This is a genomic window from Helicobacter sp. 'house sparrow 1', assembly GCF_900199585.1.
Lineage (GTDB): Bacteria > Campylobacterota > Campylobacteria > Campylobacterales > Helicobacteraceae > Helicobacter_H.
This window is the reverse complement of sequence record NZ_FZQY01000005.1, coordinates 67,943-82,759: the sequence shown is the minus strand read 5'-3', so window position 1 is coordinate 82,759 and position 14,817 is coordinate 67,943. Positions and strand designations below refer to the sequence as shown.

Sequence of the window (14,817 nt, the reverse complement as noted above, 5' to 3'; positions counted from 1 at the left end):
GCTTCATCATTATTTAAAACAACAGAACCGATAATAGCATTTTGAGGAGTAGCTTTAGCATTCTCTGAAGCTAAAATTGTATTGCTAGCTTTAAAGGAAATATTATTTACGCCATTGTTAGAAGTTACTGAACTTACAGAAAGATTTCCAACAAAAGCATTTGTAGCATCAACAAAAGACATAGAGTTGGTGTTATCTGTGAGGTTTAAAGTGCTTGCATCAACTTCTTGGGCTTGAACATTTGTAAGAATACCCTTACCAATAAAGTTTTTGCCACTACTAGCGCTCATTGTTTTTATAGTTATATTACTAGTGCTTGCAGTTTTAGTAGCTGTATCATCTAAAGAGATGATATTAATAGCTTTAGTATTTCCATTTGCCTTAAGCTCATTGAGAGTAAGGGTATTTGTCTCAGAATTAAATAATAATAAATTAACTGTACCCGAAGAGGTTGCATTTGTATCTGAAACAACTGAAGAAAGAGAATCGTTTGTTCCTATCGTTGTTTGAGAACCTAAGAAATGGAATTGATTACTTCCACTATAACCCCCTTTTGCAGAAATAATACCTGTGATTGCATTATTTCCATTCATCACAACTCTATTGTTTCCATTTTCTCCGTTAACATCTCCCTGTATGGTGTTCTTAGCTGCAGATTTAAAAGTAACAAAATTAGTGCCATTTGATCCATAGTCTGTAGCACCTGTGATAAGATTACCTTCAATTTTATTACTTACGCTTCCTTCAAAGGTAATAAAATTATTTCCTTTGTATGCACCGATGCCTTCTGTAGTTGTGATAGTATTATTTTTAGTTGTTCCTTTAAAGGTAATAATATTAGCACCTGCACTACCTCCCTTAGAACTACTTGCTCCAGTTTTAATACTTCCACCTACAATTGCATTTGTATCACCTTCAAAGCTAATTTCATTGGTTGAATGACTATCATTAATACCTCCTTTTGCAGAGATATTCCCCTCTAATTTTGCATTAGAATCTTTAAAGGTAATGCTGTTATACCCTGCTCTTCCGGATGCTTCATATGCATTCACATCTCCTTTCATAGAACCATTTTCAAAAGTAACATGATTGCCATTTTCTTTCTTGAGTCCACCAACAGGTCCTGTTCCAGAACTAGTTATATCTCCAGTCAAGACAATATCACTACCATTACTAGCACCCTTAAAGGTTACAATCTTTGCTTGAAAATCATTATAACCACTAACAATATTGCCACCCTCCATCACCGCACCATCTTCAAAATTTACTATAAGATCACCAATGCTTCCAGATGAATTACCTTCAGCAGTCTTGTTTTTAATGCTTCCTTTAAGTCCCCCACCCTTGATGGTAATAGTCGTATTAACATTATTGTTATAGTAGTGCGTATAGATATTACCTATAATTCTTCCCGCAGTGTTTGCTTGTAAATTTTGTACACCATTATTGGTAAAATCTATAGTCAGCTTGTTTTCAGAACCATTACTCTGAACTTCTTGCGTAGTAATATCTCCTTTTAAATTTCCATTAAGAAGCTTTATAGTGTTATTTCCACTAGCATTTTTAAGAGATACTTCACCTTGCAAATCATGCTTAAATGTTGCTGTAAAGGTATTATTGTTGCTACCACTACTAACTCCTTGATTAACTATCTCTATATTTCCCAGGAATGAAGCAATACCATCTGGAGCATCTGATAAATCTAGTGTGAAGTATTTATCATTTTGAGAATTATAATCTACCGCCAAAGTCCCCTTGCCAGTAGAATCCATTTGAATCCCCTTGCCACCTCCTTTTAGAATAATAGAGTTAGCACCATTAGTTGTACTAAGCGTAAGTTCTGTTCCAGACTCTGAGCTAGTAAGAGAATCTGTTTTGCTTCCAGAGTTATTAAATTTAAAAATCAATTTACTTATAGGTTTTTCTGTATTATGAAAAAGTGGAATAAAAGCTTGAGATGGAACACTTGTAGCATTCCATTTTACAAGATTACTCACTTCGCTTTCAGAGCCTTTTATTCCTGCACAAATTAAAGGAGAGTTAGAACCTTCACATTGTGCTTGAGCAAAGCTAGCACCCAATATTAAAGCCAAAGAGCTAGCAACAACTGGTTTAAAGAAAGATTTTTTAAAAATTTTAGAAGAAGAGGAAGCTATATAAGTGTTAGTTTGCTCCCCCCCCCCCAGGTAATTTTTTATAACCATAGATCAACTCCTTAATTCTGATTGGACATTTTTAAAGTATTCAAAAAATGTATGCAGAAGAATCTATTTTTATAAGTTTTAAAAAGTTTCTAAATAACAAGTTACCATACAAAATTGAAAGTTTTAAAATGTCGGCGGCATTATACAAAAAAAATTCAAAAATTAAAAAATTTTTTTTAATTTTTTGGCACTTTTATCAAGAGACAAAGCACTAATCTCTTTATTCTAAGTCCTAAAAAATTTGCAGTTACCAAGTATTAGAAATATTAAGAAGTTTAAAGAATTAATAAAGCTAGATTTAGCCAAAAAAGATCTAGAAAGACCTAGATCTTTTAAAAATGTAGGTAAAAGGGTTGTTGTCTCACCCTTTTCTTTTTTCAATAATCTCTTTTGCAATATTTGCAGGAACTTCACCATAGTGATCAAATTCCATAGAATAGGTTCCTCTACCTTGAGTAGCTGAGCGCAAATCTGTAGAATAACCAAACATTTCTGCCAATGGAACAAAAGCATTTACGATCTTTAGACCCATTCTATCATCCATTGAATTAATCTGTCCTCTTCTACGATTTAAATCACCAATCACATCACCCATATATTCTTCAGGAACTTCTACCTCTACCTTCATCATAGGTTCAAGCAACACAGCTCCAGCTTCACGACAAGCATCTTTAAAAGCCATAGATCCTGCAATCTTAAACGCCATTTCTGAACTATCCACATCATGATAACTTCCATCATAAAGCGTAACTTTAAAATCTACTACAGGATATCCTGCCAAAACACCATTTTGCATTGCCTCTTGGATTCCCTTATCTACAGCAGGGATATACTCTTTTGGAATTACACCTCCGGTAATCTCATTTACAAACTCATATCCACTACCTGCCTCTTTTGGCTCAAGCTTAATAAATACATGCCCATATTGACCCCTACCACCTGACTGCTTAGCATATTTACACTCTTTATTGACTGATTTTCTAATAGTTTCTCTAAATGCTACTTGAGGTTGTCCAACTTCAGCTTCTACTTTAAATTCTCTCTTTAATCTATCTACAATGATCTCTAAGTGAAGTTCTCCCATACCACCAATCAGAGTTTGACCTGTCTCTTCTTGAGTGCTTACTCTAAAACTTGGATCCTCTTCTGCAAGCTTGCCTAAAGCAATACCCATTTTCTCTTGATCTGCCTTAGTTTTTGGTTCTACAGCAATATGAATTACAGGCTCTGGGAACTCCATTCTCTCTAAGATTACAGGAGCCTTTTCATCACAAAGAGTATCACCTGTCAAAGTTTCTTTAAGTCCCACAAATGCACAAATTTCTCCAGCATAGATTTCTTTAATATCCTCTCTTTTATTTGAGTGCATTTTAAGAAGTCTTCCCACTCTCTCTTTTTTTCCTTTAGTGGAGTTTAGAACATAACTACCTGATTCAAGCATACCTCTATAAGCACGCACGAAAGTAAGCTGTCCCACAAATGGGTCTGTCATAATCTTAAATGCAAGTCCTGCAAATGGTCCATTGTCTGTAGATTCTACATGAAGTTCTTGCTCTGTCTTAGGGTCAATTCCTTTAATATCCGCTACTTCTGTTGGTGCTGGTAAAAAATCAACTACAGCATCTAATAAAGTTTGCACTCCCTTATTTTTAAAAGAAGAACCACAGAGCATTGGAACCAAAGTCATATTATGGCAACCAATCTTAATACCCTTTTTAATTTCATCAACACTCAGTTCTTCACCACCAAGATATTTTTCCATTAATCCTTCATCTTGTTCTGCTGCAGCTTCTACAAGTTTTTCTCTATATTCTTTAGCTTTATCCAATAAGTCTGCTGGAATCTCTTCAATGTCATATTTTGCACCCATTGACTCATTATTCCAGATTAATGCTTTCATTTGAATAAGATCAACTACACCCTTAAAACTATCTTCTGCGCCAATAGGAATGTTAATTGGTACTGGGTTTGCTTTTAATCTTGCTTTAATTTGCTCCTCTACATTGTAGAAATTCGCGCCAATCCTATCCATTTTATTAACAAAAACCATTCTTGGAACACCATATTTATTGGCTTGTCTCCAAACAGTTTCGCTTTGAGGCTGAACGCCACCTACAGAACAAAATACTGCAACCGCCCCATCTAAAACCCTCATTGATCTCTCAACTTCAATAGTAAAATCAACGTGCCCTGGAGTGTCAATTAGATTGATTTGATGATTGTTCCAAAAACAAGTTGTTGCAGCAGAAGTAATTGTGATTCCACGCTCTTTTTCCTGCTCCATCCAATCCATTGTAGCAGCGCCATCATGTACCTCACCAATCTTGTGGCTTACACCTGTATAAAATAGGATTCTTTCTGATGTTGTAGTTTTACCAGCATCAATATGCGCTGCAATTCCAATGTTTCTAATTCTATTAAGTGGAGTTGTTCTTGCCATTGTCTTATCTCCTAATTACCATCTATAGTGTGCAAATGCTTTATTAGCTTCTGCCATCTTATGAACATCTTCTTTTTTCTTAAATGCCGCACCTCTATCATTTGCTGCATCCATCAACTCATTTGCAAGTCTATCAATCATTGTTCTTTCATTTCTTTTTCTAGTGGCCTCTAAAATCCATCTGATAGATAATGATTGTTGTCTTGTAGGTCTCACTTCTACAGGAACCTGATAAGTAGCTCCCCCTACTCTTCTGCTTCTAACTTCTACAAGTGGTTTTACCTTATCTAAAGCCTTTTCAAAAACTTCTATCCCTTTCTCACCACTTTTTTCTTCAATTTTCTCAAAGGCCGCATAAATAATCTTTTCTGCGATGCTCTTTTTGCCATCATACATCATCTTATTAATAAACTTTGTTACAACCTTATTGTTATAAATAGGATCACCTAAAATTTCTCTAACTGGAGCCTTTCTTCTTCTCATTTTATTCCTTTCTTACTTTTTATCACCTTGTTTTGCTCTTTTAGTTCCATACTTACTTCTAGAAACCGTTCTCTTTGCTACCCCTGAAGTATCCAATGCCCCTCTAATAATATGATACTTAACACCTGGTAAGTCTTTTACCCTTCCGCCTCTAACTAAAACAATAGAGTGCTCTTGCAAATTATGTCCCTCACCTGGGATATAACTAATCACCTCAATCTTACTCGTAAGTTTTACTTTTGCAACTTTTCTTAAAGCTGAGTTTGGCTTCTTTGGAGTTGTTGTATAAACACGAGTGCAAACTCCCCTTCTTTGAGGACATTCAACGAGAGCTGGGGATTTAGTTTTTTTAATAACCTTTTTTCTTTCCTTACGAATTAACTGATTTATAGTTGGCACGAATTCTTTCCTTTCTTATGTTTTTGTTTCTAAAAAATGCTTGATTCTACAAAAAAAAATCTTTTATTATGCTTAGAAACACAATTATTCTTGTGTTTCTAGCTTTAAAGAAATTCTCTTGTTTTTATATAAACCTGTTCCAACAGGTATCATTCTACCTAACACCACATTTTCCTTAAGATCTTCTAGGAAGTCTTTTTTACCAGCAACACTTGCTTCTGTTAGAACCTTTGTAGTCTCTTGGAATGATGCAGCAGAGATAATACTATCACTTCCAACTGCAGCTCTTGTAATACCAAGCAATACAGGTTCTGCCACCGCAGGTTCTCCTCCAAGACTTAAGATTCTTTCATTTTCTTCTCTAAAGTAACGCTTGCTGATTAAATCACCATCGATAAACTTAGTATCCCCACTATCAATAATACGAACCTGTCTTAACATTTGAGATACAATAATTTCAATATGCTTATCTGCGATACTTACACCTTGTCTTCTATAAACTTGTTGTACTTCACTTATAATATATTTATGAAGCTCTTTCTCTCCACTGATTCTTAAAACATCATGACTTGATATCACTCCATCAGTCATTGCCTCACCTGCGTGAACAAATTCTTCTGGATGCACAAGTATTTGACGACTTTTATCTACAAGATATTCTACACTTGTGCCATCCTTTGAAGTGACAATAATCTTTTCTTTATTTCTTACACTCTTACCAAAACTTACAATTCCATCAATCTCTGACAAGATTGCTGAATCTTTTGGTTTTCTTGCCTCAAAGAGCTCAGATACTCTTGGAAGACCCCCTGTAATATCTCTAGATTTAACAGTGGCCTTTGGCGTCCTTGCTAAAACTTCAGCTACACTAACCTTAGCTCCCTCTAATACCGAAATAGCAGTTTTTGGATCTAAAGGATAGCGAATGCTTTCTTTTTTATTGATATCAATAATAATTGTTGGCTTACATCCTGCAGGGAGATACTCATTTACAACTAGATTTGTAATACCTGTATTCTCATCTTGCTTTTCTGCAACACTCACACCTGGGATAATATCCTCAAATCTTACGGTTCCTGCGCTATCTGCAATCACCAAAGTATTATAAGGATCCCAAGTTGCAACCAATGTTTTTTGTTTAGAAACTGCCTCAGCAATTAAGGTCTTAGAATCTACCTCTTGATTATCGCTTACTAAGATCTTAGATCCTCTTGCAATATAATGCCTAATTGCCTCTCTATCATTTTCATCTGCAATCACAGCAAATAAACCTTTTTCTGTGACTTCCTGTCCTACCTTAATGTCTTTAGCACGCTCTAAATGATCTGCTACAAGATTATAGTATTTTACTACTCCATTTTCTTTTGCAAAAATATCTTGTGCAATTGGAGTATCATCCTCTACTAATAGCTCACTTGCATAAGGGATACGATTTGGAATATTCCATCCATCCTTAATAATATCTACAATACTATCCCCTGCTTTAACTTCATAATCAGTCTGATAAGCAATATAAAGCTTTCCTTCTATCTTTCCACCCACACCAGCAAGTTCATTTGGCTTAGCCACATCACCTTTTCTTAAATGATATTTAACTTCCTCTTGCTTACCTTGGATATGAATGATAATCTCATCATGAACTGTTTCAACTATCAACTTACCATCAAAAGGCGCCTTTATCTTAGGTTCTACAACAAGAATGGCTGCATTTCTTCTGTTTGCAATAATGTTTTTACCTTCTTGGTTTTTATAGGTCTTTATATTGTAATATCTGATAAATCCTTCTTTCTCAGCAACAACCTCTCTTTCCTCCTGACTTCTTGAAGCAGTTCCTCCAACGTGGAAAGTTCTAAGTGTAAGCTGTGTTCCAGGCTCACCAATTGATTGAGCTGCAATAACACCAACAGCCTCTCCTGGCTTACTCATCTTGTTTTCACCAAGATTTAATCCATAACATTTTGCACAAACACCCTTTTCAGCCTTACAAGTAACTGGGGTTCGAATAACTACTGATTTGATCCCTACTTCAACAATATGTCTTGCCATATTTTCATCAATCAGTGCACCTTCGCTATAAAGCACTTCATTTGTAATTGGATCGATAATATCTTCTGCCAAAACACGACCAAAAATTCTTTCTTCAAGAGATTCAATTAACTCACTTCCGACAGAAATATCTGTAATTTCAACTCCCTCGTGTGTCCCACAATCATTTGTAACAATCTTAACATTTTGCGATACATCAATGAGTTTTCTTGTCAAATAACCCGCATTCGCAGTTTTAAGAGCGGTATCAGCCAGACCCTTTCTTGCACCGTGTGTTGATGTAAAGTATTCAAGAACATTCAATCCTTCTTTGAAGTTTGAAATAATTGGAGTTTCAATAATTGTTCCATCAGGCTTTGCCATCAAACCACGCATCGCAGATAATTGTCTAATTTGTGCTGCACTACCTCTAGCACCAGAATCAGCCATCATATAAATAGAGTTAAAGCCTCCTTTATCTGCTTCTACAAGCTCCATCATTTTCTTTGACATCTTATTATTTGTTTCTGTCCAGATATCGATAATTTTGTTATATCGCTCCTGTTCAGTTAATAAGCCCTGATCATACTGCATCTGTATCTTTTTCACTTCTGATTTTGCCAAGTCAATTGTTTCTTGTTTGCTATCAGGAACAATAATATCTGCTGCAGAGATAGAAATACCCGCTTTTGTTGCATACCTAAAGCCCAAATTCTTGAGGTTATCTAGGAAAGTTGCAGTAATTCCAATACCTCCATTCTTATATACATAGTCAATTAAAATTCCAATGTCTTTTTTCTTCAATGTTTTATTCCACAATGAAGCAGGAACAAAATCTGGAAGTATGGATTTTAGAATCATTCTTCCAACAGTCGTAGACACGATCTTTCTATCAATCACTGTTTTAATTTTTGCATTTACATCCAAATCTCCAGAATCCAATGCAATCATAATCTCATCGATATTTCCAAATAGCTTATGCTCTCCTGCAACATGATTTTTTTCCAAAGAAAGATAATAAAGTCCCAATACCATATCTTGACTAGGCACTGCTACTGCCTTACCACTAGCAGGCAAAAGAATATTCATAGAACTTAACATCAAAATCTTACATTCTGCAATTGCCTCTTGAGAGAGTGGAACATGCACTGCCATTTGATCCCCATCAAAGTCTGCATTAAATGCAGAACACACAAGAGGATGCAACTGAATGGCTTTACCATCTATAAGCTTTGGATGGAATGCTTGGATTGATTGCTTATGCAATGTTGGCGCCCTGTTTAATAAGATAGGGTATCCCTCAACAATTTCTTGCAAGCACTCCCAAACTTCATTTGTTTTTTGTTCAATCATTTTTCTAGCTTGCTTCATTGTAGTAGCATAGCCTTTTTCTTCAAGCTTAGCTAGCAAATGAGGTTTAAATAATTCTAGAGCCATATTTTTTGGCAAGCCACATTGATCCATTTTTAGGTTAGGTCCAACAACAATTACGCTTCTTCCAGAGAAATCTACCCTTTTACCCAATAGATTTTGTCTAAATCTTCCTTGCTTACCTTTAATGATCTCTGATAAAGATTTAAGAGGTCTTTTATTTGCACCCTTAACAGCATTTGCATTTCTACCATTATCAAATAATGCATCTACAGCTTCTTGCAACATTCTTTTTTCATTTCTAACAATGATCTCTGGCGCATCAAGCTCTAAAAGTCTCTTTAATCTTTGATTTCTGTTAATAACGCGTCTATATAGATCATTTACATCACTTACAGCAAACTTTCCACCATCTAAGGCTACAAGTGGTCTTAAATCTGGTGGCAACACTGGCAATACTGTAAGCATCATCCATTCTGGCCTATTACCAGAATTTACAAAACTCTCAACAACTTTTAAGCGCTTAATAATTGTCTTTTTCTTAGATTCTGCATTGGTATTTTTTACTTCTTCTTTTAAAGATTTAAGAAGCGCCACTAAATCAAGTTCTTCAAGAAGTTCTTTTACAACTTCCCCACCCATTTGTGCAACAAATCCTTTGTCTTCAAAGCGCTTGCTTACCTCTTGGTATTGTTCTTCATTCAATACATCATATTTCATCACAGGCTTTGTAGATTCATTGTCATAATATGCCTCACCTGGATCTTTTACGATATATGCTTCATAATAAAGTACTCTCTCTAGATCTTTCATCTTCACACCAAGCAAAGTTCCAATTCTGCTTGGCAATGAGCTTACATACCAAATATGCGCAACAGGAGCTACTAATTCAATATGCCCCATTCTTGATCTTCTTACTTTAGCACTTGTAACTTCAACCCCACATTTCTCACACACAATACCTTTATAGCGTGGCTTCTTATATTTTCCACAAAGACACTCATAGTCTCTTACAGGTCCAAAAATTTTGGTACAGAATAATCCATCTCTTTCTGGTTTTAGTGTTCTATAGTTGATAGTTTCAGGCTTTTTAACCTCTCCTCTACTCCAAGATCTAATTCTCTCAGGACTTGCTAAAACAAGTTGAAGGGTATTGAAATCTTTTGGTCTTTTATCTTCTTCTACAACAATTGGCTTAGGCTGTCCATCCTCATCAACCTCTTCACCAAAAATATTTACATCAAGCCCTAAGGATTGCAATTCTTTTGTTAAAACATAGAATGTTTCTGGAATTTCAGATTCTCCTACTGCTTCACCCCTTGTAATTGCTTTATAAGCACTTTCTCTACCTTTTACATCATCAGACTTAACAGTAAGCATCTCTTTTAGAGTATGTGCAGCACCATATGCTTCTAATGCCCATACTTCCATCTCACCAAATCTTTGACCACCAAATAAGGCCTTACCTCCAACTGGTTGTTGTGTTACCAGACTATAAGGTCCTGTGCTTCTTGCATGAACTTTTTCATCTACAAGATGGTGGAGTTTGAGCATATACATATAACCAACATTTACTCTTTCTCTAATCTTCTCACCTGTCTTACCATCATAAAGATCAGTCTTACCATCCATCGCAATCTTTGCCATTTCAAAGAGCTTGTCAAATTTTTCTTGATCAATTCCCTCAAATACAGGAATAGCAAATTTAACGCCTTTGCTCCAATCTCTTGCATAATCTAGCAATTCTTGATCACTCATTTTTTTAATAAAATCTTGTATTGCTGTATTATTTTGATTAACGATATCAGAAATCTCAAGCATTTTTGCTCTCAAATCTTTTGCAAAGGTTTTTGTATTAGATTCTAAAATGTGTGCAATTTGCTCACCAAATCTTTTACCAACAAGCCCTAAATGCACCTCTAAAATCTGTCCAATATTCATACGACTAGGAACACCAAGAGGGTTAAGAACAATATCTACAGGTTCTCCATCTGCGGTATATGGCATATCTACTGCTGGAACAATATTAGATACAATACCCTTATTTCCGTGTCTTCCTGCCATCTTATCACCAACCTTTAGCTTACGCTTTGTGGCAACATAAATTTTTATACGCTTCACAACCCCACTTGGCAAGATATCATCTTTTTCTAAGATAGAAAGCTTTTCAAGATGCTCTTCACCTAAAGTTTTCTTTTGCTCTAAGAAATTGGCCTTAATCTGATTATATTTTTGTTGCACTTGCTTTGAATAACTTTTAATAAGTGTATTAAGTGCAAATCTATTAATACTTGCAATCTCTTCTTGTGGGATGATATCTCCCTTTTTATACTGCTTTTGTTCAATTGTTGCATCAGATCCTAAAGCTTCTTTTGCAAGCATAATATTAATTCTTAATCTCTCTTCTTTATCAAGCATAGTGAGACGATCATGATGCTCGATATCTAGGATAGACTTTTCTTGTTCATATGCACGCAAAGCTCTCTCATCTTTTTCATAGCCTTTTTTTGTCAATATTTTTACATCAACAACAGTTCCTTCCAAAGAAGGTGGGCAGTAGAGCGATTTATTTACTACATGACCAGCTTTTTCACCAAAAATAGCTCTCAATAATCTTTCTTCAGGAGTTGATTTTACTTCACCTTTTGGACTTACCTTACCTACAAGTATCATTCCTGCATTAACATAAGTTCCGATTTTAACAATACCGCTTTCATCAAGATGGGCAATATCATCTTCTCTTACATTAGGTATATCACGAGTAATTTCCTCAATACCATGCTTTAATTCTCTTGCTTCTACCTCTTTTTCATAAATATGCACAGAAGTAAAATAATCTTCCTTAATTAAACGCTCACTTACAACAATTGCATCTTCAAAGTTATATCCATTCCAAGGCATAAAGGCCACTCTAACATTTTTACCTAATGCCAATTCTCCACTATCCATACTAGGACCATCTGCAATAATTTGATTAGCCTCAACCCTCTCACCAACTTTTACAATAGGTCTTTGTGTAAAGCTTGTATTTTGGTTTGTTCTAAGATTCTTTTGAAGTGGGTAGTTGTCAATATAAGCACCATTTTCATCTTCACCCAAAATATAAATATTTTTTGCATCAACCTTTTCTACGATACCCGGTCTTGTCGCCTTAATTGCTTCCCAAGCATCCCTAGCAATCACCTTTTCAATCCCTGTCCCAACAATTGGCGCATCAGGAATAAGAAGAGGAACAGCTTGTCTTTGCATATTTGATCCCATCAAGGCACGGTTAGCATCATCATGCTCCAAAAATGGAATTAAAGAAGCAGCAATACCCACTAACATTCTTGGACTTAGGTCAATTAAGGTCACCTTACTCTTTTCACTTAATGTAATTTCACCACCCACTCTTGTATCAATAAGGTCTTCAACAATATTTCCCTCTAAATCAAGTTTTGTGCTAGCAGGAGCAATAATATGACCATCTTCTTGTGTTGCGGTTAAATATACAATTTCATCTGTAACCTTCCCATTTACCACTTTCTTATAAGGAGCTTCAATAAAACCTAAATCATTTACGCGCGTAAAAGTAGAAAGTGTATTAATCAAACCAATATTTTGCCCTTCTGGAGTTTCAATCGGACAAATTCTTCCATAATGTGTTGGATGCACATCCCTTGCTTCAAATCCTACACGCTCCTTAACCAATCCACCCTCTCCAAGAGCAGATAGTCTTCTTTTATGTGTAACTTCAGAAAGCGGGTTTGTTTGATCCATAAATTGAGAAAGCTGACCACCTGTAAAAAACTCAAGAATTGTTGAAGTTATCATTTTTGAGTTGATTAAATCCAATGGCATCAAAGAATCAATACTTAAATTTGAAGTAGTAAGCTTATCCTTGATTGCCTTTTGCATTTTTACAAGACCTGTATGCAATTCATTAGCCAAAAGCTCTCCAATTGCTCTAATCCTTCTATTTCCTAAGTGATCCCTATCATCAATTCTACCCTGTCCATTTTTCACTCTAATAAGATATTTAACACTTTCAATAATATCTTCGTGGGTTAAAACTGTAACATAATCAGGGATGTTTAACCCCAATTTATGATTCATTTTCATACGACCCACACGAGTAAGATCATAGCGCTCTGGATCAAAGAACAATTGCTTAACAAATTGCTTTGCAACATCTTTTGTTACAGGTTCTCCTGGTCTCATTACCTTATAGATTCTAATTGCTGCTAAATCATTCTCATCCTCTATTTTTTCTGTTTGCTTTAGAATCTTTAAAGGATCTGCATCAGCAATAAAAGACTTTAAAATACCATCATCGTGCCCTAAAGCCAGATCATTTGCAACAAAAAATTCTTTAATCTTTAAATCTGAAAGCTTCTTGATTTTTGTTTCATCAAGCTGTGTTAGCGTATCAAAAACTACTTCACCTGTCTTAGTATCTACTATAGGCTCTGCTAAATATCTATCGAGCAATGCAGGATATTCAATCCATTTTAACCCTTGGTCAAAAAGATCCTGAGCTCTCTTTTTAGTTAAACGTTTTCCAGCCTCAACAACCACTTCTCCTTGAGGATTTTTAATATCATACTCCACTCTTCCCTCATAGCTAGCTGGGTCAAACTCAATAAAATGTTTGTTTTTTTCAATCTTTACCTTCAAAAGTGGATAAAAGATTTTTAAAATTTCTTGCTTACTATACCCCATAGCACGCAATAAAATTGTAATAGGAACTTTTCTGCGCTTATTAATACGCACAAACAAAGTATCTTTTGCATCATATTCAAAATAAAGCCAAGAACCTCTATCAGGAATAATTTGTCCTGTATAAACAAGCTTATTTGAAGCAGTAGCAGATTCTTCTTCTTTAAAAATAACTCCAGGACTTCTATGAAGCTGATTTACTACGACCCTCTCTACTCCATTAATAATAAACGAAATACGATCTGTCATTAAAGGAATTTCTCTAATAAAAATACTTTGTTCTTTTATATCTTTAATGCTTGTCTTTTCTGTCTTTTCATCCTTATCAAGTAGAATCAGCCTGATTTTAATCTTTAAAGGTATAGAATAGGTTATTCCTCTTTCCATTGCCTCTCTAACTGTATATTTTGGCTTTCCAAACTCACAACCATCATATTCTAAGATCAAGCGATTCTGTGCATCTTGAATAGGAAAAACAGAGCGAAAAACTTTTTCAATACCGCTTTCTTTACCATCCTTTGACATCAAAAAAGAATCATAACTATCTCTTTGTAGTAAAAGCAAATTGGGGATTTCTAAGTTTTGGGGTGACTGAGTAAAATCAACGCGAAGTCTATTTTTTGTATTAATTTCTGCTAGCATATTTAACCTTCATTATATTGATTTAAAAGAGCAAACACTCTAAATAAAATTATAAAATTAAACTTACTTAAAATGTTTAACGCAAAAAAACCCAAAGTCTCATAAGAGAACCTTGGGTGTATTGTTTTACAAAAAGTAGTGGTAATTAAAATTACTTAATTTCTACTTTTGCACCTGCTTCTTCTAGCTTTTTCTTGAAGTTTTCAGCATCTTCCTTGCTAACACCTTCTTTCAATGTACTTGGTGTTGCTTCGGTTGCTTCCTTAGCTTCTTTTAATCCTAAACCAGTAATCTCTCTAACTACCTTAATAACATTAATCTTGTTAGCACCAGCATCAGTAAGAACAACATTAAATTCTGTCTTCTCTTCTGCACCACCTGCAGCTGCACCTGCACCTACTGCACCTGCAACAACTGTAGGAGCAGCAGAAACACCAAACTTCTCTTCAAAAGCTTTTACTAGCTCTGAAAGCTCTAAAACTGATAAATTACCAATATAATCTAAAATTTCTTCTTTTGTTATAGCCATTATAAACTCCTATTCTTTCTTAATGT

The 14,817-nt window shown here is 35.1% G+C and carries 6 protein-coding genes; all 6 read right to left on the bottom strand.

Going from position 1 to position 14,817, the window contains the following annotated elements; genetic code table 11:
- Window positions 1-2,204 (bottom strand): beta strand repeat-containing protein (locus C6H31_RS03605; protein ID WP_158657712.1); only part of this gene is annotated, 2,204 nt, incomplete at its 3' end.
- A gap of 361 nt (window positions 2,205-2,565) precedes the next feature.
- Complete coding sequence (gene fusA / locus C6H31_RS03600; RefSeq protein ID WP_104697455.1) at window positions 2,566-4,644, bottom strand: elongation factor G; 2,079 nt, start codon at window positions 4,642-4,644, stop codon at window positions 2,566-2,568.
- 15 nt (window positions 4,645-4,659) lie between these two features.
- On the bottom strand, window positions 4,660-5,127 hold the full coding sequence (gene rpsG, locus C6H31_RS03595; protein WP_104697454.1) for a 30S ribosomal protein S7: 468 nt from the start codon (window positions 5,125-5,127) through the stop codon (window positions 4,660-4,662).
- A gap of 12 nt (window positions 5,128-5,139) precedes the next feature.
- The gene (gene rpsL / locus C6H31_RS03590) at window positions 5,140-5,526 is read right to left on the bottom strand and encodes a 30S ribosomal protein S12 (protein WP_104697453.1); all 387 of its coding nucleotides are present in this window, start codon (window positions 5,524-5,526) and stop codon (window positions 5,140-5,142) included.
- Window positions 5,527-5,610: 84 nt separating this feature from the next.
- Window positions 5,611-14,262, bottom strand: a complete 8,652-nt coding sequence (locus tag C6H31_RS03585; protein WP_104697452.1) for a DNA-directed RNA polymerase subunit beta/beta' — start codon at window positions 14,260-14,262, stop codon at window positions 5,611-5,613.
- Between the two features lie 151 nt (window positions 14,263-14,413).
- The gene (gene rplL / locus C6H31_RS03580; protein ID WP_104697451.1) at window positions 14,414-14,791 is read right to left on the bottom strand and encodes a 50S ribosomal protein L7/L12; all 378 of its coding nucleotides are present in this window, start codon (window positions 14,789-14,791) and stop codon (window positions 14,414-14,416) included.
- Window positions 14,792-14,817 lie beyond the last annotated feature (26 nt).